Source organism: Klebsiella sp. D-Nf1, assembly GCF_002810515.1.
Taxonomy (GTDB): Bacteria; Pseudomonadota; Gammaproteobacteria; order Enterobacterales; family Enterobacteriaceae; genus Klebsiella; species Klebsiella variicola.
This window is the reverse complement of record NZ_PIOK01000001.1, coordinates 946,572-968,240: the sequence shown is the minus strand read 5'-3', so window position 1 is coordinate 968,240 and position 21,669 is coordinate 946,572. Positions and strand designations below refer to the sequence as shown.

20 protein-coding genes are annotated in these 21,669 nt (G+C 61.4%); 9 read left to right on the top strand and 11 right to left on the bottom strand.

Annotated features, from left to right (window positions below):
* Window position 1: 1 nt before the first annotated feature.
* The 6 genes from urtD to CWM54_RS04685 all read right to left on the bottom strand — a co-directional run bounded on the left by urtD (window position 2) and on the right by CWM54_RS04685 (window position 6,600).
* Window positions 2-799 (bottom strand): urea ABC transporter ATP-binding protein UrtD, encoded by a 798-nt coding sequence (gene urtD, locus CWM54_RS04710; RefSeq protein WP_002904321.1) that lies wholly within the window; start codon window positions 797-799, stop codon window positions 2-4.
* Window positions 799-1,872, bottom strand: a complete 1,074-nt coding sequence (urtC, locus tag CWM54_RS04705) for an urea ABC transporter permease subunit UrtC (protein ID WP_008804969.1) — start codon at window positions 1,870-1,872, stop codon at window positions 799-801. The genes urtD and urtC overlap by 1 nt, the downstream gene beginning before the upstream one ends.
* Window positions 1,872-3,446 (bottom strand): urea ABC transporter permease subunit UrtB, encoded by a 1,575-nt coding sequence (gene urtB / locus CWM54_RS04700; protein WP_008804970.1) that lies wholly within the window; start codon window positions 3,444-3,446, stop codon window positions 1,872-1,874. Before urtB ends, urtC begins: the two co-directional genes overlap by 1 nt.
* Window positions 3,447-3,507: 61 nt before the next feature.
* Window positions 3,508-4,779 carry an urea ABC transporter substrate-binding protein gene (urtA, locus tag CWM54_RS04695; protein WP_012968272.1) on the bottom strand — a complete coding sequence of 424 codons (1,272 nt, stop codon included), beginning with the start codon at window positions 4,777-4,779 and terminating at the stop codon, window positions 3,508-3,510.
* A 170-nt stretch (window positions 4,780-4,949) separates the two neighbouring features.
* The gene (locus tag CWM54_RS04690) at window positions 4,950-6,053 is read right to left on the bottom strand and encodes a cobalamin-independent methionine synthase II family protein (protein ID WP_100696202.1); all 1,104 of its coding nucleotides are present in this window, start codon (window positions 6,051-6,053) and stop codon (window positions 4,950-4,952) included.
* Between the two features lie 148 nt (window positions 6,054-6,201).
* Window positions 6,202-6,600 (bottom strand): rhodanese-like domain-containing protein, encoded by a 399-nt coding sequence (locus tag CWM54_RS04685; protein WP_100696200.1) that lies wholly within the window; start codon window positions 6,598-6,600, stop codon window positions 6,202-6,204.
* A gap of 67 nt (window positions 6,601-6,667) precedes the next feature.
* Between CWM54_RS04685 and ftrA the strand changes: the two genes are divergently transcribed.
* A complete protein-coding gene (ftrA, locus tag CWM54_RS04680) occupies window positions 6,668-7,765 on the top strand; it encodes a transcriptional regulator FtrA (RefSeq protein WP_100696198.1) in 1,098 nt (365 codons plus the stop codon).
* Window positions 7,734-7,949 carry a DUF4177 domain-containing protein gene (locus CWM54_RS04675; RefSeq protein ID WP_004205985.1) on the top strand — a complete coding sequence of 72 codons (216 nt, stop codon included), beginning with the start codon at window positions 7,734-7,736 and terminating at the stop codon, window positions 7,947-7,949. Before ftrA ends, CWM54_RS04675 begins: the two co-directional genes overlap by 32 nt.
* Window positions 7,950-8,001: 52 nt before the next feature.
* Here CWM54_RS04675 and CWM54_RS04670 read toward each other — a convergent pair whose 3' ends face one another.
* Together CWM54_RS04670 and CWM54_RS04665 are read right to left on the bottom strand one after the other, a co-directional pair.
* Window positions 8,002-8,442, bottom strand: coding sequence for a GNAT family N-acetyltransferase (locus CWM54_RS04670; protein ID WP_100696196.1), 441 nt, complete (start codon window positions 8,440-8,442; stop codon window positions 8,002-8,004).
* A gap of 265 nt (window positions 8,443-8,707) precedes the next feature.
* Complete coding sequence (locus CWM54_RS04665; protein ID WP_100696194.1) at window positions 8,708-9,772, bottom strand: LacI family DNA-binding transcriptional regulator; 1,065 nt, start codon at window positions 9,770-9,772, stop codon at window positions 8,708-8,710.
* A gap of 196 nt (window positions 9,773-9,968) precedes the next feature.
* Between CWM54_RS04665 and CWM54_RS04660 the strand changes: the two genes are divergently transcribed.
* Window positions 9,969-13,076, top strand: a complete 3,108-nt coding sequence (locus CWM54_RS04660; RefSeq protein WP_100696192.1) for a beta-galactosidase — start codon at window positions 9,969-9,971, stop codon at window positions 13,074-13,076.
* Between the two features lie 54 nt (window positions 13,077-13,130).
* Window positions 13,131-14,396 carry an MFS transporter gene (locus CWM54_RS04655; RefSeq protein WP_100696190.1) on the top strand — a complete coding sequence of 422 codons (1,266 nt, stop codon included), beginning with the start codon at window positions 13,131-13,133 and terminating at the stop codon, window positions 14,394-14,396.
* Window positions 14,397-14,424: 28 nt separating this feature from the next.
* Here the strand turns inward: CWM54_RS04655 and CWM54_RS04650 are convergent, their stop codons facing one another.
* Both CWM54_RS04650 and CWM54_RS04645 read right to left on the bottom strand, forming a co-directional pair.
* On the bottom strand, window positions 14,425-15,513 hold the full coding sequence (locus CWM54_RS04650; protein WP_023322574.1) for an AAA family ATPase: 1,089 nt from the start codon (window positions 15,511-15,513) through the stop codon (window positions 14,425-14,427).
* A gap of 86 nt (window positions 15,514-15,599) precedes the next feature.
* Complete coding sequence (locus tag CWM54_RS04645) at window positions 15,600-15,860, bottom strand: hypothetical protein (protein WP_008804980.1); 261 nt, start codon at window positions 15,858-15,860, stop codon at window positions 15,600-15,602.
* Between the two features lie 294 nt (window positions 15,861-16,154).
* On the opposite strand from CWM54_RS04645, the gene blaLEN reads away from it, so the two are divergent.
* On the top strand, window positions 16,155-17,015 hold the full coding sequence (gene blaLEN, locus CWM54_RS04640) for an LEN family class A beta-lactamase (protein WP_100696188.1): 861 nt from the start codon (window positions 16,155-16,157) through the stop codon (window positions 17,013-17,015).
* A gap of 18 nt (window positions 17,016-17,033) precedes the next feature.
* On the opposite strand, the gene CWM54_RS04635 is transcribed toward blaLEN, so the two are convergent.
* Complete coding sequence (locus tag CWM54_RS04635; RefSeq protein ID WP_074385925.1) at window positions 17,034-17,795, bottom strand: DeoR/GlpR family DNA-binding transcription regulator; 762 nt, start codon at window positions 17,793-17,795, stop codon at window positions 17,034-17,036.
* Window positions 17,796-18,055: 260 nt separating this feature from the next.
* Between CWM54_RS04635 and ltnD the strand changes: the two genes are divergently transcribed.
* The 4 genes from ltnD to CWM54_RS04615 are packed head-to-tail and all read left to right on the top strand — an operon-like array spanning window position 18,056 to window position 21,635.
* Window positions 18,056-18,958, top strand: coding sequence for an L-threonate dehydrogenase (gene ltnD / locus CWM54_RS04630; RefSeq protein ID WP_100696186.1), 903 nt, complete (start codon window positions 18,056-18,058; stop codon window positions 18,956-18,958).
* Between the two features lie 11 nt (window positions 18,959-18,969).
* Window positions 18,970-20,235, top strand: a complete 1,266-nt coding sequence (gene otnK / locus CWM54_RS04625) for a 3-oxo-tetronate kinase (protein ID WP_100696184.1) — start codon at window positions 18,970-18,972, stop codon at window positions 20,233-20,235.
* Window positions 20,228-20,848, top strand: coding sequence for an aldolase (locus tag CWM54_RS04620; protein ID WP_100680178.1), 621 nt, complete (start codon window positions 20,228-20,230; stop codon window positions 20,846-20,848). Before otnK ends, CWM54_RS04620 begins: the two co-directional genes overlap by 8 nt.
* A gap of 4 nt (window positions 20,849-20,852) precedes the next feature.
* Complete coding sequence (locus CWM54_RS04615) at window positions 20,853-21,635, top strand: HPr family phosphocarrier protein (RefSeq protein WP_100696182.1); 783 nt, start codon at window positions 20,853-20,855, stop codon at window positions 21,633-21,635.
* The last annotated feature ends 34 nt before the right edge of the window (window positions 21,636-21,669 follow it).

The following is a 21,669-nucleotide window of genomic DNA, read 5'->3' as shown; positions in this document are numbered from 1 at the left end:
CTTAACGTCCCAGATAAACTTCAATGACCTGCTCATTGGCCTGCACCTCCCGCAGCGATCCCTCCGCCAGCACCTGGCCCTGATGCAGGACCGTCACCCGGTCGGCGATGGTCTCGACAAATCCCATGTCGTGCTCCACCACCATCAGGGAGTGCTGTCCAGCCAGGGTACGAAACAGCTCCGCCGTATACTCCGTTTCCGCATCGGTCATGCCGGCCGCCGGCTCATCAAGCAGCAGCAGATGCGGCTCCTGCACCAGCAGCATGCCGATCTCAAGAAACTGTTTCTGGCCATGGGACAGCAGACCGGCCTGGCGGTAGCGCTCGCCGTCGAGACGCAGCAGGCGCAGTACCTCATTCAGCCGATCGTCCTGTTCGCTGCTCAGCCGGGCGCGCAGGCTGGCCCACACCGATTTATCTCCCTTCATCGCCAGGGCGAGATTTTCCGCCACCGTCAGCGCTTCGAAGACCGTCGGCTTCTGAAACTTGCGCCCGATGCCCTGGCGGGCGATGGCCACCGGGTCAAGAGTGGTCAGATCCACCGACTGGTCATAGAGCGCTTTGCCGCTTTGCGGCCGGGTCTTGCCGGTGATCACGTCCATCAGGGTAGTCTTGCCCGCCCCGTTGGGGCCGATCACGCAGCGCAGTTCGCCGACGCCTATCGCCAGCGACAGATCCGTCAGCGCCCGGAAACCGTCAAAGCTGACGTTGATATTCTCCAGCTGCAGCACCGGATCGGTTTGTTCGCGAAAGCGATCGCCGGGCAGCTGACGGGTAAACAGTCCTTCATCCGGTTGCATTAGCGGTCTCCTCGACGCAGCAGGCCCATCACTCCGCGGGGTAAAAACAGGGTCACGATGATGAAGATGAGGCCCAGAAACAGCTGCCAGTACTCTGGCATCGCCACGGTGAAAATGCTTTTCGCGCCGTTGACCAGCCCCGCGCCAAGCACCGGGCCGATCAGGGTGCCGCGCCCGCCGAGCGCGACCCAGATGGCGGCCTCGATGGAGTTGGTCGGCGACATTTCGCTGGGGTTGATGATCCCGACCTGCGGGACATATAACGCCCCCGCCAGACCGCAGAGCACCGCCGACAGCGTCCATACCAGCAGCTTGAAGCCGCGCGGGTCGTACCCGCAGAACATCAGCCGGTTTTCGGCGTCACGCACCGCGGTGAGGATCCGGCCAAACTTACTCTGCGCCAGCGCCGAGCCCAGCCACAGGGTCAGCAACAGCAGCAAAACCGTGGCCATAAACAGGGTGGCGCGGGTGCCGGTGGCGGTGACCGGAAAACCCAGCAGCGTGGTAAAACCGGTGAAGCCGTTGTTGCCGCCAAACCCGGTCTCGTTGCGAAAGAACAGCAGCATACCGGCATAGGTCAGGGCCTGGGTCATGATCGAGAAATAGACCCCTTTGATCTTCGAGCGAAAGGCAAACCAGCCGAAAACCAGGGCCAGCAGACCGGGAACCAGCACCACCAGCGCCATCGCCCAGGCGAAATGCTGCGTGCCCCACCAGAACCAGGGCAGCTCGCTCCAGGAGAGAAAAGACATAAACGCCGGCAGGCCGTCGCCCGCCGCCTGGCGCATCAGGTACATCCCCATGGCGTACCCGCCGAGGGCAAAGAAGATCCCGTGCCCCAGCGACAGCATGCCCGCATAGCCCCAGACCAGATCCAGCGCCACCGCCACAATGGCGTAGCAGAGGATTTTGCCGCTCAGCGTCAGCAGCCAGCTCGGCACCGCCAGCGGATGCGAGGCCGGCAGCAGCGCCAGGAATGGCATACTCAGCAGCCCCAGCACCAGCAGGATCCCCAGCCAGCGCAGAGGCCGCGGCGCGCGCTGTGCCAGCGTTAAGGTGATTGGTTGGCTCATCAGTCAATAACCCTCCCTTTCAGCGCGAACAGACCCTGCGGGCGTTTCTGAATAAACAGAATAATCATCACCAGGATCAGGATTTTGCCCAGCACCGCGCCCATTTGGGGTTCGAGAATTTTGTTGAAAATGCCCAGCCCAAAGGCCGCCGCCACGCTGCCGGCCAGCTGGCCGACGCCGCCCAGCACCACTACCAGAAACGAGTCGATGATGTATCCCTGACCCAGTTCAGGCCCGACGTTGCCAAGCTGCGACAGCGCCACGCCGCCCAGCCCGGCAATACCGGAGCCGAGGCCAAAGGCCAGCATATCCACCCGCCCGGTAGGCACGCCGCAGCAGGCGGCCATCGCCCGGTTCTGCGTCACGGCGCGGACGTTCATCCCCAGACGGGTACGGTTCAGGATGAGCCAGGTAAAACACAGCACCAGCAGGACGAACGCCAGCACCGCCAGCCGGTTCCACGGCAGGATCAGGTTCGGCAGGACCTGCACGCCGCCGGAGAGCCAGGCCGGGTTTGCCACCTCCACGTTCTGCGCGCCAAACAACATCCTCACCAGCTGGATAAGCATCAGGCTGATCCCCCAGGTGGCGAGCAGCGTTTCCAGCGGCCGACCATACAGATGACGAATAATGGTGCGCTCCAGCGCCATGCCGATCCCGGCGGTCACCAGAAACGCCACCGGCAGCGCGACCAGCGGATAAAAGGCCAGCCATTGCGGCGCGAGCTGCGCCAGCGCCTGCTGTACCAGCCAGCAGCTGTAGGCGCCGATCATTAACATCTCACCGTGGGCCATGTTAATCACCCCCAGCAGGCCATAGGTGATCGCCAGCCCCAGCGCGGCCAGCAGCAGCACCGATCCCAGCGACAGCCCCATAAAGGCCTGGCCCAGCAGATCGCCGAGCAGCAGACGATGTTTGATCTTTTGCAGGCTGTCGCTGGCCGCCTCGCGCACCGCCGCATCCGGCTCATGCTGGGCATCGGTAAAGGGGATCAGCAGCGCCTGGGTTTCCGGGTCCGCGGAATGGCCGAGCAGCGTCACGGCGGCCAGCCGCGCGCTGGCCTCAGGCTGAGTGAGCTGCAGGCGCGCCAGCGCCACCTCCAGCAGGCCCCGCACATTTTCATCGGTTTCTGCCTGCAGCCGCTGTTGCAGCAGCGCGGCCATGGCCGGGGTCGCTTCCCGCTGAAGCGTGCGCGCGGCGGAAGCTCTCTCCGTGACGTTGTCACTTAAAATAAGGTGGCTGGCCAGCGCGCCGGCAGCCAGATTGCGCAGCCTGTTGGTCAGACGGACCGGTCGGGTTTCGCCCTGCGGCGCGGCGACGGCACCCAATGGCTGTAATCCGCCCTGTCGGGTGCGGAAAGCATGTTTTCCGTCGTCCATCACCAGGCTCTCGGTGGTCAACGCCCGCAGCAGCGGCAGACGATCCGCCTGCGGTGCTGCCGCCCACTGGGTCAACAGCTGCGCCTGCTGGCTGCGGCTGGCGGCAACGAAGTCGTCCGCCTCCGCGGCCTGCGCCCGCCACGGCAGCAGGATCAGCAGTAGCGCCAACACACTCATGAGACGCAATGCGTTCATGTCGTTCTCCTCTGGTCAGCGGCCGACAGGTGCTATGCTCCAGCCCCGCCGGCCCTGGCGCTTACTGGCTGACGGTTTTCACCGGATGGTCAGGTTTCTTATCGTTACCGGGGATCCACGGACTCCACGGCTGCGCGCGGACGGGTTTATCGGTTTGCCAGACCACGTTGAACTGACCGTTACCTTCAATTTCACCGATCATCACCGGCTTATGCAGATGATGGTTGGTGGCATCCATAGTCAGGGTAAAACCGGACGGCGCATTGAAGGTCTGCCCGGCCATCGCCTCGCGCACTTTGTCGACATCGGTGGTGCCCGCTTTGGTCACCGCCTGCGCCCACATATGCAGACCCACCCAGGTCGCTTCCATCGGATCGTTGGTCACCACCGTATCGGCATTCGGCAGCTTGTGCGCTTTGGCGTACGCGCGATAGTCGGCGACAAAGGCTTTGTTGGTCGGATTATCGACGGACTCAAAGTAGTTCCATGCCGCGAGGTTGCCGACCAGCGGCTTAGTATCGATGCCGCGCAGCTCTTCTTCCCCTACCGAGAAGGCCACCACCGGCACATCGGTCGCTTTCAGACCCTGGTTAGCCAGCTCTTTGTAGAACGGCACGTTGGAATCGCCATTGATGGTGGAGACCACTGCCGTTTTGCCACCGGCGGAGAATTTTTTGATATTGGCGACGATGGTCTGGTAATCGCTGTAGCCGAACGGGGTGTAGACCTCCTCGATATCTTTGTCCTGGATCCCTTTGGCATGCAGGAAGGCGCGGAGGATCTTGTTGGTGGTGCGCGGATAGACGTAGTCCGTCCCCAGCAGGAAGAAACGTTTGGCGCCGCCGCCATCCTCACTTAGCAGGTATTCCACCGCCGGGATAGCCTGCTGGTTAGGCGCCGCGCCGGTATAGAAGACGTTGGGGGACATCTCTTCCCCTTCATACTGCACCGGGTAGAACAGCAGGCCGTTCAGCTCCTCAAACACCGGCAGCACCGATTTACGTGAGACCGATGTCCAGCAGCCAAACACCACCGCCACTTTATCCTGGGCCAGCAGCTGGCGCGCCTTCTCGGCAAACAGCGGCCAGTTGGAGGCCGGGTCGACCACCACCGGCTCCAGTTTCTTGCCCAGTACCCCGCCTTTGGCGTTGATGTCGTCGATGGCCATCAGCGCGACGTCCTTCAGCGGCGTTTCGGAAATCGCCATCGTCCCGGAGAGCGAATGCATGATCCCGACTTTGATGGTGTCGGCGGCGTAGGCCTGGAATGAGAGGCCCATAGCCATAACAGAGGCGGAGAGTGCAAAAGCTTTTAATAACGTTCTACGTTGCATGATTCACTCCTGAGTAGCGCAAAAATAAAGAATTAACAGCTAACCAGAGGTGATAAGGCAAAAACGGTGCCAGGTTGTGAAAGCAGCAGGATGCGGGACAGGTGGGCGGCGGAGACGGTGGGGACGGCAGCGTTGCCTCATCACGGTGCAACGCTGCGCTATGAAAGTCATTACCAGACGTCGGCGGCGATCGACGTCACCAGACGGACTTTTTGCCACTGCTGGTCTTCGCTGAGGGCATTGCCCTCTTCAGTGGAGGCGAAACCGCACTGCGGGCTCAGGCAGATCTGCTCGAGCGGCACGTACTGCGCCGCCTCGGTGAGACGCGCTTTTACCCCCTGCGGATTTTCCAGCTCGCCATTTTTGGTGGTGATCAGCCCGAGGACCACCTGCTGATGGCCGGGACGAATAAAGCGCAGCGGCGCGAAATCCCCGGAGCGGTCGTTGTCGTACTCAAGGAAGAAGGCATCGACATTAACGCCGCCAAACAGCACCTCGGCAACCGGCTCGTAACCGCCTTCCGAGATCCAGGTTGAACGGAAGTTACCCCGGCAGACGTGCAGGCCCACCGTCAGATCGGCCGGCTTACCTTCCAGCGCCTGGTTCAGCACCCGGGCATAAATGCGCGCCAGCGCATCCGGATCGTCGCCGCGTTCGCGTACCTGCTGACGCTGGGCATCGGAGCACAGATAGGCCCACACGGTATCGTCCAGCTGCAGATAGCGGCAGCCGGCGTCATAAAACGCGCGGATCGCGTCGCGCCAGGTGGTGGCCAGATCGTCGAAGTAGTCGCTAAGGTCCGGGTAGACTGTGGCATCAATATCTTTCCGCCCGCCGCGGAAGTGCAGCACGCTCGGGCTGGGAATGGTCATCTTCGGCTGCGCGTCGCCGCTGATGCTTTTCAGATAGCGGAAATCCTCCAGCATCGGGTGGTCGCCGAAGGCCAGCTTGCCGGTGACGCGAACGCCGTGCGCTTTGGTCTGCACGCCGTTGAACTGGATCCCCTGCTCGGCATCGTAACGTTCAACGCCCTGCAGGCCATCGAAGAAATCGAAATGCCACCATGCGCGACGAAACTCACCGTCGGTGACCACATGCAGGCCGCAGTCGCACTGCTGCTGGACCAGATGACGGATCGCGTTATTCTCAATCTCGCGTAGCTGACTGGCGTCGATAATCCCCTCAGCCAGCTGCTGACGCGCCTGTTTAATGCTGTCCGGGCGTAAAAAACTGCCGACGATGTCTGCGCGGAACGGGGCCTGTTGACGTTGCATGCTGTCTCCTTAGCGGTGGGCGCGTTAGTTGCCCACCGTGATAGTTCATTATTTGAATTTTTAGACTTCTGGATGGCTATATGTCCAGATACTGGCATGCAGGTTGGCGGGTCGCAAACGAGAATATTTCATGGTACATGAAAAAAATTCATTCAGCGTCGGCGAACGCAAATCCTTCATCCTCCCAGCCGGTGAGCCCGCCGAGCATCATTTTCACCGGCCGTCCCAGCTCGGCCAGCTTCAGCGCGGCCATATCGGCGCCGTTGCAGTGCGGCCCGGCACAGTAGACCACAAACATGGTATCTGTCGGCCAGGCTGCCATTCTCCCGGCGGTGATCTCCCGGTGCGGGAGATGCAGCGCGCCAGGCAGGTGACGCCTGGCGAAGGCTTCCTCGCTGCCAACCACGTGCAGCAGGACAAAGTCGACCTCGCCGGCACGCTGGGCGCTGTGCACATCGGCGCAGTCGGTTTCAAGATGCAGCTTGTGGCGGAACCAGCGGATAGCCTCAGCGGAGGTGGCGGGGGTAAATTGGGTTACTACACTCATGGCGTCTTCTCCTTGTCTGTGATAACACTACTTTACTGACGCCCATCACCCTGATCTGCCGGCAACCATGACAGAAAACGCTAACATCCTGACAACCCCTTCTGTGACACCGTCACGTCATCAGGTGATCGCCCTCGCCTACGATGGACTCTGCACCTTTGAGTTTGGCGTAGCCGTGGAGATCTTCGGCCTGCCGCGCCCGGAAATGGGCGGCAACTGGTACCAGTTCGCGGTCGGCGCCGTCGATGAAGGTCCGCTGCGCGCCACCGGCGGCATCCGCCTGATGACTGACGGCGGGCCTGAACTTCTCGCCCAGGCGGATACGATTGTGGTCCCCGGCTGGCGCGGCATCGACGCCCCGGTCCCGGAGGCGCTGTGCGCCGCCCTGGCTGCCGCCCACGCCCGCGGATGCCGGATTATTTCCATCTGTTCCGGGGTGTTCGTTCTCGCCGCCGCCGGGCTACTCAATGGCCGCCAGGCAACCACCCACTGGCGCTACACCGCGGCGCTGCAGTCCCGTTTCCCGCAGATCCAGGTGGTGGAAGATGTGCTTTACGTGGGCGATGATTTGCTGATGACGTCCGCGGGCAGCGCGGCGGGGATCGACCTTTGTCTGCACCTGGTGCGCAAGGATTTCGGCAGCGAAGCAGCCAACGTCGTCGCCCGCCGCCTGGTGGTCTCTCCCCATCGCGACGGCGGTCAGGCGCAGCAGGTCCTGCGCCCGGTAGCCCGCAGCCGGGAGAGCCAGCGCCTTGGGCAGCTGTTTGACTATCTGCACCAGCATCTTGCCGCCAGCCATACCGTCGCTTCCCTCGCCCAGCGCACCGGCATGGGACCACGCACTTTCTTGCGCCGCTTTGAGGAGGCCACCGGTAAAACGCCCGCCCGCTGGCTGCTGGACGAGCGGCTGCTGCGCGCCCGCCAGCACCTGACGGAGAGCACGATGTCCATCGATCAGATCGCTGAGTGCTGCGGGTTTGCCAGCGCCGGCACCCTGCGCCACCATTTTCGCCAGCAGTTTGCGCTAAGCCCGCTGCAGTACCGGAAACAGTTTGCCACTTCTCCGATTGCAAAATCGTCGCGGCAACGGACAATAGACAGCAACAGTAAACGGGTCGCCAGGAGGGTCGATGATGAAGAAAGAGTGTCGGGTAGTGATCTATAAAGAGGGGCTGCTGGGCAGCCTGTTTTTTGGCGAAGCCAAGGCGGACCCTGACAAAATGAGCCAGTTTCTCAGCAGCTATACCCGTGAAGGATGGGAAGTGAAAACCATGTCGGTGGAGCGCCGCCGCACCGCTTTGTTCTGGTCGCGGGAAGCGTATCTTTTCGTGCTCGAACGCCCCCTCTGACAGCCTGCGCCTGGTTTACACGTTTAAGCCAGGCGTTTCTAAGCGCCTGCTTTCATCGCTGACGGATATAGCCCTGCTCCTGCATGTTGTGCATGCCCTCATCGCTGGCGCAGACCATGCCGGTGGTCAGCATGGCAAAACCAAAGCGCTGATAAAACGTAATTTTATCGGCGACCGCATAGATAAAAATTTTGCCAAAGGGAAGCAACTGCTCCCGGATGGCCAGCATCAACTGTTGTCCGTAACCCTGCCCCTGACGGGCGGGGACGATCGCCACATCCGACAGATAGCTGCTCCAGGTACAGTCGCTGATAGCTCGCGCCACGGCAATCAACTGGCCGTTCTCATAGCCAAACCAGCAGAAGGTGCTCTGGCGGAACGCCTGCTCCAGTTGCTGAACATCGCGCTCATTCAATCCGGCCTCGGCGATAATGGTTCGCACCCGCTGCCAGTCCACCCGCGCGATCGCCTCTTTACCCTCTATCACCATCATAACCTTGCCTCCCGTCGTCTCCCGGATGGATCCCCGGAAGCAAGATCTAGCATGCCGCGGCAGGATATGCCAGGCGGAAAGGCGAACGGAAGAAAACGATAGAGGCAGGCGATGGCAAAAAAAAACCGCCATATGACTGGCGGTAAATCAATGCTTGCATGGATAGATTGTGTTTTGCATTTTTCGCAGACAGATAATCCTGACCTCTCTACGTTTGATGACGAGGTTAACAGAGTCAACCTCAATAAAGCCTAAACGGCCTGCGCTAAAGTTTTTCCACCAGCGCTTTCAACTGCGCGAGGGTCTGCTGCTGGTCCTCCGCGACGGCGGCAGGCCAGGCCGACTGGCGCACGATAAGCCGGGTCGGCAGCAGCTCGCGGATCCGCAGCTGCGGCGCCGCCATCAGGGCGATCAGCCGCTCCACCGCCCGCTTGCCCAGCAGATCGAAGTCCTGCGCCACCGTAGTGAGCGGCGGCTGGAAATAGAGGCTGTCGGCGGTGTCGTCATAGCCGGTCACCGATACCGCCCGGCTACCGCTGCGATTAAGCTGGGCCAGCGCGCTGAGCACGCCGAGCGCCATTTGATCGTTCGCCACCACAATGGCGCTGATCCGCGGCTGCAGATGCAGCAGCTCGAACGTTTTTTGCCAGCCGCTGGCGGCGCTCCAGTCGCCAAACACCGTTGTTGAGCGAGCGATATTCAGACTGTGTAGCGCCTCGCGCCAGCTGGCGAGACGCAGACGGGCGGAAACCGAACTTTCCGGGCCCGCCAGCAGGCCGAATTCGCGATGCCCCAGCTCCCACAGGTGGCGCACACAGGCTCCGCAGCCGTCGCGGTGGTCGAAGCGCACGCAGCAGACATCGGCCTCCGGAGAGACATCAAGAAACAGGCAGGCCATATCCGGGTTCTCTTGCACCAGCCGCTCGGCGGTGGCGCTCTCCAGGGGCAGACTGACGATCACCCCGCGAATATGCTGAGCGCGCAGCTCATCCAGCCGCGCCTGTAGCGCGACAAAATCGGCCTGCGCCGGCATCGCTATCGCCACTTCCAGCTGATGCAGGCTGGCATGGCTTTTTATCGCGGCGGCGATCTGCGAGGGGGCATGCAGCGTCAGCGAGGCGGTAATTAGCCCGATGGAGGGCGCCGCCTTGCCGGCAAGCAGTTGCGCCGAGCGGTTAGGCACGTAGTGCAGCGTCTGCATCGAGCGGATCACCTGTTCCCGGGTGCGGGCTGACACCACCTCAGGACGGTTCAACACCCGGGAGACCGTCTGTTGGGAGACCCCCGCCGCGCGGGCGACATCCTCCAGGGTTGCGGTACGACGCGGCATATTTTCTCCTCAGCGATAACAATGTCGTGCGCTAACATTTTATGTTTAACGCGCGACAAAAAACAGCGTTTTGCCCCCGCTTTCGTGATCGTCTGTTCATTTCATTTTCAGCGTGATTGCTGGAAAAAACAAATTACCCGATAACGTTAATCATCCTGTTTAGCGAATGACATTTTCTGACTTACCGGGGATTAAAATGCAAATTAGCGATACCGGCCACAGCCACACGCCCGACTTTCACGCCGTCCTCGCCCGTGAAGACTGGCAGAACCAAACCATTACCCACCTTAACCGCCTGCCGGCGCATCCCGCTTTCGCCAGCTGGCGCGATGAGCTTGCCGCCCGGGATAACCATCCCTCCACACGCCGCCGTCAGCTGGACGGCGAGTGGCAGTTCGCTTACGCCCGCAGCCCGTTCGCCGTCGATGCGCAGTGGCTGACGCAGGATCTGCCGGACAGCCGCGGCACGCCAGTGCCCTCCAACTGGCAGATGGAGGGTTATGACGCGCCGATCTACACCAACGTCCGCTATCCCATCGATACCACGCCACCGCGGGTACCGGAGGATAACCCGACCGGCTGTTATTCCCTGCACGTTGAGATCGAAGAAGCCTGGCGCGCAGATGGACAGACGCAGATTATTTTCGATGGCGTCAACTCGGCATTTCATCTGTGGTGCAATGGCGTCTGGGTCGGCTATTCACAGGACAGTCGCCTGCCGGCAGCGTTCGATCTCAGCCCCTTCCTGCGTCCAGGCGCCAACCGCCTGTGCGTGATGGTCATGCGCTGGAGCGCCGGCAGTTGGCTGGAAGACCAGGATATGTGGCGGATGAGCGGCATTTTCCGCTCGGTGTGGCTGCTGAATAAGCCGCAGCAACGGCTATGCGACGTGCAGTTGACGCCAGCCCTCGACGCCCTCTACCGCGATGGCACTCTGCAGGTCCAGGCGACGATCGAAGCGACAGAGGCGGCGCTTGCCGGGCTCAGCGTCGGGGTTAGCCTGTGGCGCGGCGAGGAGCAGGTCGCCGCCGGGCGGCAGCCGTTAGGCACCCCGGCGGTGGATGAACGCGGCCACTACGCGGAACGGGTCGATTTCTCCCTGGCGGTGGCGACGCCGGCGCACTGGAGCGCGGAAACCCCGAACTGTTATCGCGCCGTGGTCACCCTGTGGCGCGGCGACGAACTGCTGGAGGCCGAAGCATGGGACATCGGTTTTCGCCGCATCGAGATTGCCGATGGCCTGCTGCGTCTCAACGGCAAACCGCTGCTGATCCGCGGCGTTAACCGCCATGAGCATCATCATTTGCGCGGTCAGGTGGTCACCGAGGCGGATATGGTGCAGGACATTCTGTTGATGAAGCAGAACAACTTTAACGCCGTGCGCTGCTCTCACTACCCCAACGCGCCGCGCTGGTATGAACTCTGCAACCGCTACGGTCTGTACGTGGTCGATGAAGCCAATATTGAAACCCACGGGATGGTGCCGATGAATCGGCTGTCCGACGATCCGGCGTGGCTGCCAGCCTTCAGCGCCCGCGTCACCCGGATGGTACAGAGCAACCGCAACCATCCGTGCATTATCATCTGGTCGCTGGGCAACGAGTCCGGCGGCGGCGGTAACCACGAAGCGCTGTACCACTGGCTGAAACGCAACGACCCGAGCCGTCCGGTGCAGTACGAGGGCGGCGGCGCGGATACCACCGCCACCGATATTATCTGTCCGATGTACGCCCGCGTCGAACGCGACCAGCCGATCCCGGCGGTACCCAAATGGGGGATCAAAAAATGGATCAGCCTGCCCGGCGAACAGCGGCCGCTGATCCTTTGCGAATATGCCCACGCGATGGGCAACAGCCTCGGCAACTTCGCCGATTACTGGCAGGCCTTCCGCGAGTATCCGCGGTTGCAGGGCGGGTTTATCTGGGACTGGGCCGATCAGGCGATCCGCAAAATCTTTGACGACGGCAGCGTCGGCTGGGCCTATGGCGGCGACTTTGGCGATAAGCCTAACGATCGCCAGTTCTGTATGAACGGTCTGGTGTTTCCCGATCGCACGCCGCATCCGTCGCTGGTGGAGGCGAAGCACGCCCAACAGTATTTTCAGTTCACGCTGCTGTCGACCTCGCCGCTGCGGGTGCGCATCACCAGCGAATACCTGTTCCGTCCAACCGATAACGAAGTGGTGCGCTGGCAGGTGCAGTCGGCCGGTGAAACCCTGTATCACGGCAACCTGACCCTTGCGCTGCCCCCTGAGGGCAGCGACGAGATAACGCTGCTCGACAGCCTGATCCTGCCTGAAGGCGCCCGCGCGGTGTGGCTGACGCTGGAGGTGACCCAGCCCCGGGCGACCGCCTGGTCAGAAGCGGAACACCGCGTCGCCTGGCAACAGTTTCCCCTGCCCGCCCCGCTGGCGCTGCCGGCGCCCACCGTGCCTGCCGGCGCTCCGGATCTTATCGTCAGCGACGAGGTCTGGCAGATCCGCGCCGGTTCGCAATGCTGGACCATCGATCGCCGGACGGGTCTGCTGAGCCGCTGGTCGGTTGGCGGTCAGGAGCAGCTGTTGACCCCCCTGCGTGACCAGTTTATTCGCGCGCCGCTCGACAACGACATCGGGGTCAGCGAAGTAGAGCGCATCGACCCCAACGCCTGGGTGGAGCGCTGGAAAAGCGCCGGCCTGTACGATCTTGAGGCGCACTGCGTCCAGTGCGATGCGCAGCGCCTGGCAAATGAAACCCTCGTCGACTGCCGCTGGCACTATCTGCGCGGCGAAGAGGTAGTGATTGTCAGCCACTGGCGCATGCACTTCACCGCGGACGGTACGCTGCGGCTGGCGGTGGACGGCGAACGGGCAGAAACCCTACCGCCGCTGCCGCGGGTCGGGCTGCACTTCCAGGTGGCGGATCAGCAGGCGCCGGTGAGCTGGCTGGGGCTGGGGCCGCATGAGAACTACCCCGACCGGCGGAGCAGCGCCTGCTTCGCCCGCTGGGAGCTGCCGCTGGCGGCGATGACGACGCCCTACATCTTCCCGACGGAAAACGGCCTGCGCTGTGATACCCAGGCGCTGGACTGGGGACGCTGGCACGTCAGCGGTCATTTCCACTTCTCCGTTCAGCCGTGGAGTACCCGTCAGCTGATGGAGACCGACCACTGGCACAAGATGCAGGCCGAAGACGGCGTGTGGATCACCCTCGACGGCCTGCATATGGGGGTGGGCGGCGATGACTCCTGGACCCCCAGCGTGCTACCGCAGTGGCTCCTGAGCCAAACGCGCTGGCAGTACGAGGTCTCATTGCGTTGCCTTTAATCCGTGGGGGCGACAGCCCCCACCCTACAAACAGAATAACAAGGGATCATGGTGATGAAATTCTCTGAACTGGCGCCACGAGAACGGCATAATTTTGTCTATTTCCTGCTGTTCTTTTTCTTTTACTATTTCATTATGTCGGCCTACTTTCCGTTTTTTCCGGTGTGGCTGGCGGACGTTAACCATTTAACCAAAACGGAAACCGGGATCGTTTTCTCGTCTATTTCGTTATTCGCCATTATTTTTCAGCCGGTGTTTGGCCTGATGTCGGATAAGCTCGGCCTGCGCAAACATCTGCTGTGGACTATTACGGTGCTGTTAATTCTGTTCGCACCGTTCTTTATTTTCGTTTTTTCACCGCTGCTGCAAATGAATATTATCGCCGGGGCACTGGCGGGCGGGATCTATCTGGGGATTGTTTTCTCCAGCGGCTCCGGGGCGGTGGAAGCCTATATCGAACGCGTCAGCCGGGCCAACCGCTTTGAATATGGCAAAGTGCGGGTCGCAGGCTGCGTCGGCTGGGCGCTGTGCGCCTCGATAACCGGCGTGCTGTTCGGCATCGATCCCAACATCACCTTCTGGATCGCCTCCGGTTTTGCGCTGGTGCTCGGTCTGCTGCTCTGGTTGTCGCGACCGGAAAGCAGCAACAGCGCCGAGGTTATCGAGGCGCTGGGCGCCAATCGCAAGGCCTTTTCGCTGCGCACGGCGGCAGAGCTGCTGCGTATGCCGCGCTTCTGGGGCTTTATCGTCTATGTGATCGGCGTCGCCAGCGTCTATGACGTGTTTGACCAGCAGTTCGCCAACTTTTTCAAAAGCTTTTTCGCCAGCCCGCAGCGCGGGACCGAAGTGTTTGGCTTTGTTACCACCGGCGGCGAGCTGCTCAACGCGCTAATTATGTTCTGCGCCCCGGCCATCGTTAACCGCATCGGCGCCAAAAACGCCCTGCTGACCGCGGGGATGATCATGTCGGTGCGTATTCTCGGGTCGTCTTTTGCCTCATCGGCGGTGGAGGTGGTGATCCTCAAGATGCTGCATATGTTTGAGATCCCCTTCCTGCTGGTCGGGACCTTTAAATATATCTCCTCCGCCTTTAACCCGCGGCTCTCGGCCACCCTGTTTCTGATCGGCTTTAACCTGTCGAAACAGCTTTCCGGGGTGGTGCTTTCCGCCTGGGTTGGCCGGATGTACGACACCGTCGGCTTCCATCAGGCCTATCTGATCCTCGGGTGTATCACCCTGAGCTTCACCCTGCTCTCGTTCTTTACCTTACGGGGCGGGAAAAATCTGCTGCCAGCAGCGGGGACGCAGACCCCCGCCTGACTCCGGCTCCCGTCAGGGACGACGGGACTCACTCGACAATCCGCGTCTCCCCGCCGCGATTCTCCAGGGCATAGCGCTGGCAAGGCGCCCCGGCGGCAATCAGCTCCGCCAGCTCTGCCGAGTGGCTGGTCAGCCAGATCTGGCTGTAGCGCGAGGCCTCGATAATCAGCCGGGCCAGCGCGGGCAACATGTCGCGATGCAGGCTGTTCTCCGGTTCATTGATCGCCAGAAAGGCCGGCGGGCGCGGGCTGAGCAACGCGACGGCGAGGCACAAAAAGCGCAGCGTACCGTCAGACATCTCCGCCGCCAGCAGCGGGCGGCGGATCCCCTCGCGACGCATTTTCAGGGCGAAACGTGACTGCTCGTTTTCACAGTAAAACTGGCAGCCAGGAAAGGCGTCGGCGAGGATCTCGTGCAAAATCTCTTCCGCGCCAATTTCGACAATGGTCTGAAAGGCGGCCGCCAGATTATGGCCATCGCTGTCGAGCACTGGCGAACGGTATCCCACGGCCGGCTGACGCAGCGGCGAATGGCGGCCGATGGCGAACTCATGGTAAAACCGCCAGCGGCGCAGGGTCTCCCGCACCCGCGACACCTCGGGAAAACGATGCGGTTCGCCGAGCTGACCGAACACCGACTCGTTTTCATAGATGCTCTCAGTGAACGTACTTTTCTCCCCCGTCACATCGACGAGAAACGCCGCCTGATTCTTACGCTGCAGTACGCGGGAGGAAGGCCGGCGGGAGTAGCCGGCCAGCCAGATGTTCTCTTCTTTAACGATGGGATCGAGCATGAACTGCGTCGGATAGGGCAATTTTTCCGGGAAGCCTATCTGCAGCTCATAATCGAAGCTGTCGGTCCGGCAGGCGATTTGCAGACGGCGGGGATGACGATCAACGGGCGAACGCTCCCCGGACCACATCATATTCTCCAGACCGCCCTCTTCGCTGATAAACCCCGACAGCTTGCCGTCAGCGGCGGCGGTCAGCAGGTGGATGGCGTTATAAATATTGGATTTGCCGCAGCCGTTGGGGCCGAAGACAATGTTCAGCGGCCCGAGCTCCAGCGCGATATCCCTGACCGAGCGAAAGTTTTGAATACGGATGTACTGAATCATCATAGGTCCTGCCCTGGAAATAGAAGGCTGCCACAGTAGCATAGCGGCGCCAGGGATACCCTCTCACGCCCTCATTCGGGCAGGGTTTAACAGAACATTTTTTTCATTCCACGGGTCAGGGCGACCCGCGTCAGCTTGTCGCTATCCTGATGGGCTTCACTGAAGACGCCAAAATAATAGCGTTCATCGTCAATGGTTTGACTGACAATACGATAGCTCAGCGGTTGCCCGGATGGGGCACCGTACTGAGCAGGCGTCACCGAGACCTCGGTCGCGTCATCGGCGACGCTGACCAACAGCCCGTCGGCCTTACCTCCCACCAGCATGACCTTAATTATCGGGTGCACCAGTTCCTCCCGGGATGGCGTATATCATTGGCGAACCGCGGAGTCCGGCGGGCATTGTTGTCAACAAACGGCGCCAGCCTGAGTGCGGCATTACGTACTTTCTTATAGTTCATCGCGGCCTTGAGTCAAAAAATAGCGTGCTGAGGCTGGGCTAAATATTGATTATTCGAAATAAAAGATGACAAATGATGAAGGAAAAAAGAGGAATTGTGAATCAGCAAAACGCCGGGTTATTCTTATTTGTCGCTCCTTTGCTCGCCTTTATCGGCCCTCACTCAAGGAAGTATTGCGGTTATGCGTTATGTTCGCCTGTGTGTTATCTCCCTGTTAGCCACCCTGCCACTGGCGGTAGACGCCGGTCCACAGCCGCTTGAGCAGATTAAACAAAGCGAAAGCCAGCTGTCGGGCCGCGTGGGGATGGTGGAAATGGATCTGGCCAGCGGCCGCACGCTGGCCGCCTGGCGCGCCGATGAACGCTTTCCCATGGTGAGCACCTTTAAAGTGCTGCTGTGCGGCGCGGTGCTGGCGCGGGTGGATGCCGGGGTCGAACAACTGGATCGGCGGATCCACTACCGCCAGCAGGATCTGGTGGACTACTCCCCGGTCAGCGAAAAACACCTTGTCGACGGGATGACGATCGGCGAACTCTGCGCCGCCGCCATCACCATGAGCGATAACAGCGCCGGCAATCTGCTGCTGGCCACCGTCGGCGGCCCCGCGGGATTGACCGCCTTTCTGCGCCAAATCGGTGACAACGTCACCCGCCTTGACCGCTGGGAAACGGCACTGAATGAGGCGCTTCCCGGCGACATGCGCGACACCACTACCCCGGCCAGCATGGCCGCCACGCTGCGTAAACTACTGACCGCGCAGCATCTGAGCGCCCGTTCACAGCAGCAGCTCCTGCAGTGGATGGTGGACGATCGGGTTGCCGGCCCGCTGATCCGCGCCGTGCTGCCGGCGGGCTGGTTTATCGCCGACAAGACCGGGGCTGGCGAACGGGGTGCGCGCGGCATTGTCGCCCTGCTCGGCCCGGACGGCAAAGCGGAGCGCATTGTGGTGATCTACCTGCGGGATACCCCGGCGAGTATGGCCGAGCGTAATCAACATATCGCCGGGATCGGCGCAGCGCTGATCGAACACTGGCAACGCTAACCCGGCGGTAGGCACGCGTTATCCGGCCCTCAGCACCTCGCAGGCGTGCCGGGCGATATGACTGGCGGCGGCATCGGACAGATTCCGGTCAGTAATGATGGTGGTGAACCGGGTCAAGGGTAACGCCATAAACGTGGCCACCTGATTGTATTTCGAACTGTCGCACAGCAGGATGCTTCTTGCGCTGACCTGGCTGACGGTCTCCTTGACGGTAACCTTGTTCTCATCAGGGGTGAAAATACCGCGGCTGTCCCAGCCGCTGGCGGAGATAAAGGCCGTATCGATAGCCAGGTGGCGTAACGTTCGCGCCGCCGATTCGCCCACGCAGGAGCGATTCTCCCGGCACAGCGTGCCGCCGGTGTGGATCACGCCGCACTGGCTGGCATCGATCAGCAGTTGGGTTATCTCAAAATCATTGGTGACCACCTGCAGATCATCCCGGTCGAGGATCGCCCGCGCCAGCGCCAGGGTGGTGGTCCCGGCATCCAGATAGATACAGCTGTTTTTGGCGATGTGACTCGCCGCCAGCGCGCCAATCGCCTGTTTCTCCTCACTCTGCAGGGTACTTTTCACCAGATGACTGGGTTCTGTGGCCAGCCGGCTGACGGCGCGCACGCCGCCCGAGACGCTGACCAGCAGCCCCTGTTCCTCCAGTTTACTGACGTCCCGACGGATGGTCATATGGGACACGCCGAGGATCTCCGTCAGCTCATTGATGCTTACCGCCCCACGCTGCTCCACCAGGGCTAAAATACGCTGATGTCGTTCTATTGGAATCACCGCTCTCCCCTTACCATTTTTTCACACCAGGCGTCACCACTCGGGCTGCGGGCCTGGCGACACCCTGTATTGTTATCGCGCTTTACCACTGTTTTTACGCTATTTTAGGGCAAGAATCGCCGTTGTGCAGCCTCTTTCCGCCTGTGAATTTTTTATATTCATGTGGGTTATTCGTGATAGCTCTCACATTACTTCACATGATAACGCTTTATTCTATCATTAAATCACATTAATTAACTAATATTCACAAGGAGACCATCATGGCTGCACACACTAACGTCTGCGTGATTGGACTGGGTTCAATGGGCATGGGCGCCGCCCGCGCCTGCCTGCAGGCGGGCCTGAACACCTGGGGCGTTGACATCAACCCCGACAACTGTCGCGCACTGCTGGCGGCGGGCGCCAAAGGCGCGGGGCCCAGCGCGGTGCCTTTCGCCGCTGAACTGGATGCGGTCGTGCTGTTGGTGGTCAATGCCGCCCAGGTGCGGGGGATCCTGTTCGGCGAAACCGGCCTCGCCGCCCATCTGAAGCCGGGCACCGTCGTGATGGTGTCGTCCACCATCGCCTCCGCCGATGCCCAGGCGATGGCCGCGGCGCTGGCAGAATACCAGCTATTGATGCTTGACGCGCCGGTATCGGGCGGCGCAGTGAAAGCGGCCGCCGGCGACATGACGGTGATGGCCTCCGGGAGCGATGTCGCCTTTGCCCGCCTCGCGCCGGTGCTGGACGCTGTGGCCGGCAAAGTCTACCGCATCGGGAGCGACATTGGCCTTGGCTCGACGGTAAAGATTATTCATCAGCTGCTGGCCGGGGTGCATATCGCCGTTGCCGCCGAAGCGATGGCGCTGGCCGCCCGCGCCGGGATCCCGCTGGAGACGATGTACGACGTGGTGACACACGCGGCGGGTAATTCCTGGATGTTTGAGAATCGCATGCAGCACGTGCTGGATGGCGATTACTCGCCAAAATCCGCCGTCGATATTTTTGTCAAAGATCTCGGTCTGGTGAATGACACCGCCCGGGCGCTGACCTTCCCGCTGCCGCTCGCCACCACCGCGCTAAATATGTTCACCTCCGCCAGCAATGCCGGATTCGGCCGGGAAGATGACAGCGCGGTGATCAAGATTTTCAACGGCATCACCCTGCCGGGCCACAAACAGTGAGGAGAGATAACATGCAGCTTGGTGTCATTGCCGATGACTTCACCGGCGCCACGGATATCGCCAGCTTTCTCGTGCGCAACGGCATGCCGACGGTGCAACTGAATGGCGTGCCGACCCGCGATCTTCCGCTGACCAGCGAGGCGGTGGTCATCAGCCTGAAAACCCGCTCCTGCCCGGCGGAAAGCGCCGTCAGCCAGTCACTGGCCGCGCTGCGCTGGCTGCAGGCCCAGGGCTGTCAGCAATTCTACTTCAAGTACTGTTCCACGTTCGACAGCACCGCGCAGGGCAACATTGGCCCGGTGCTGGATGCCCTGCTGGCCGAGCTGGGCGAGACGCGGACGGTCATTTCCCCGGCGCTGCCGGTGAACGGCCGCACGGTCTATCAGGGGTATCTGTTTGTCGGCGAGCAACTGCTGAATGAGTCCGGGATGCGCCACCATCCGGTGACGCCGATGGAGGATGCGCACCTGGGCCGCTTAATTGAGCGCCAGGGGCGCGGAAAAGCCGCGCTGATTGCCTGGCCGATTGTCGACCGGGGACCGGAGGCGGTCGCCGCCGCGCTGGCGACAATCAGCGATCCGGCGGTGCGCTATGTGGTGCTCGACGCCCTCAGTGAACAGGATTTGCTCACCCAGGGCGCAGCGCTGCGAGAGATGAAGCTGGTCTCCGGCGGTTCCGGTCTCGCCATCGGCCTCGCCCGCGACTGGGCGCAACGTCATGGCGCCCGGGGTGAAAGCGCTCAGGCGGGCATGCCGCTGGCCGGCCCGGCGGTGGTGCTCTCGGGCTCCTGCTCGGTGATGACCAACAGCCAGGTGGCGGCCTATCGTGAACAGGCCCCCGCCCGCGCCGTCGACTTAAGCGCCTGCTTTACCGATCTGGAGAGCTACGTCAGGACGCTGACTGACTGGGTGGACGCGCAGCGCGATGCGCCGCTGGCGCCGATGATCTATGCCACCACCGAGCCGCAAACGCTGCAGCGGATCCAGGCGCAGTATGGCGACAAGGCCAGCAGCGAACGGGTGGAACAGCTGTTTGCCGCCCTTGCCGCCGCCCTGAAGGCGAAAGGATTTACCCGGTTTATTGTGGCCGGAGGGGAAACATCGAGCATTGTGGCGCAGACGCTGGGAGTCGAGGCGTTCCATATTGGGCCGACCATCTCCCCCGGCGTGCCCTGGGTGCGTGACACCCGCCAGCCGCTCTCCCTGGCGCTGAAGTCAGGTAACTTCGGCGATATCCACTTCTTTGCCCGTGCCCAGCAGGAGTTTCGTCATGACTGAGCAACAGCTGCGAGATGAAATGGTGCAGATTGGCGCCTCGTTGTTTAGCCGCGGCTATGCCACTGGCTCCGCCGGCAATCTGTCGCTGCTGCTGCCGGACGGCAACCTGCTGGCGACGCCGACCGGCTCCTGCCTCGGCGAACTGCAGGCACATCGGTTGTCGGTGGTGACGCTGCAAGGTGAATGGATCTCCGGCGACAAACCGTCGAAAGAGGTCACTTTTCACCGGGCGGTCTATTTGCACAACCCGGCCTGCAAGGCGATCGTCCACTTACACAGCCACTATCTGACCGCGCTCTCCTGCCTGCAGGGGCTCGATCCGCACAACTGTATTCGTCCCTTTACCCCCTATGTGGTGATGCGTGTCGGCGACGTCCCGGTGGTTCCCTACTACCGACCGGGCGATGACCGTATTGCCCAGGCGCTGGCCGGGCTGGCGCCGCGCTATAACGCCTTTTTACTGGCCAACCACGGTCCGGTGGTCACCGGCTCATCGCTGCGCGAAGCCACCAACAATACCGAAGAGCTGGAAGAGACCGCGCGGCTGATATTTACCCTCGGCAACCGTGAGATCCGCTACCTGACCACTGACGAAGTGGATGAACTGAGATAAAACCATGCCAAAATTTGCTGCTAATTTAACCATGCTGTTTACCGAGCTGCCGTTCCTGGACCGGTTCGCCGCCGCTGCCCGCGCGGGTTTTGAAGCCGTGGAGTTTCTGTTTCCCTATGAGTATGACGCCGGGGAAATTAAACAGCGCCTGCAGGAAAACCAGCTGCAGCTGGTGCTGTTCAATACCCCGCCCGGCGACGTCAACGCCGGAGAATGGGGGCTCGCCGCGGTGCCAGGCAGAAGCGCCGAGGCCCGCCAGCAGATCCAGCTGGCGCTGGAGTATGCCTGCCAGCTGGATTGCCCGCAGGTGCATATCATGGCCGGCGTGGTACAGCCGGGGATGGATCGCGCAGCCTGCGAGGCCGTGCTTATCGATAATCTGCGCTACGCAGCGGAGTGCTTTGCCCGCCACGACAAGCGGATACTCATCGAAGCGCTGAATCCTCAGACCAAACCGGGCTATCTCTACCACAGCCAATATCAAACGCTGGAGATGGTGAAACGGGTCGACAGGCCGAACGTCGCGGTGCAGTTAGATCTGTTTCACGCGCAGAAGGTAGACGGCAATTTAAGCCATCTCATTACCGAATATGCCGGCCAGTATCGCCATATTCAGATTGCCTCCCTGCCCGACCGTCATGAACCGGATGAGGGCGAAATAAACTATCCGTGGCTCTATGCGCTACTGGATAAAACCGGTTATGACGGCTGGATCGGCTGCGAATATATCCCCCGAGCAGACACGCTTTCCGGGCTGGGGTGGTTCTCGGCCTACCGGAAAAAATAAACGCCGTTTTCTAAAAAAATAACTCTCTGTACAC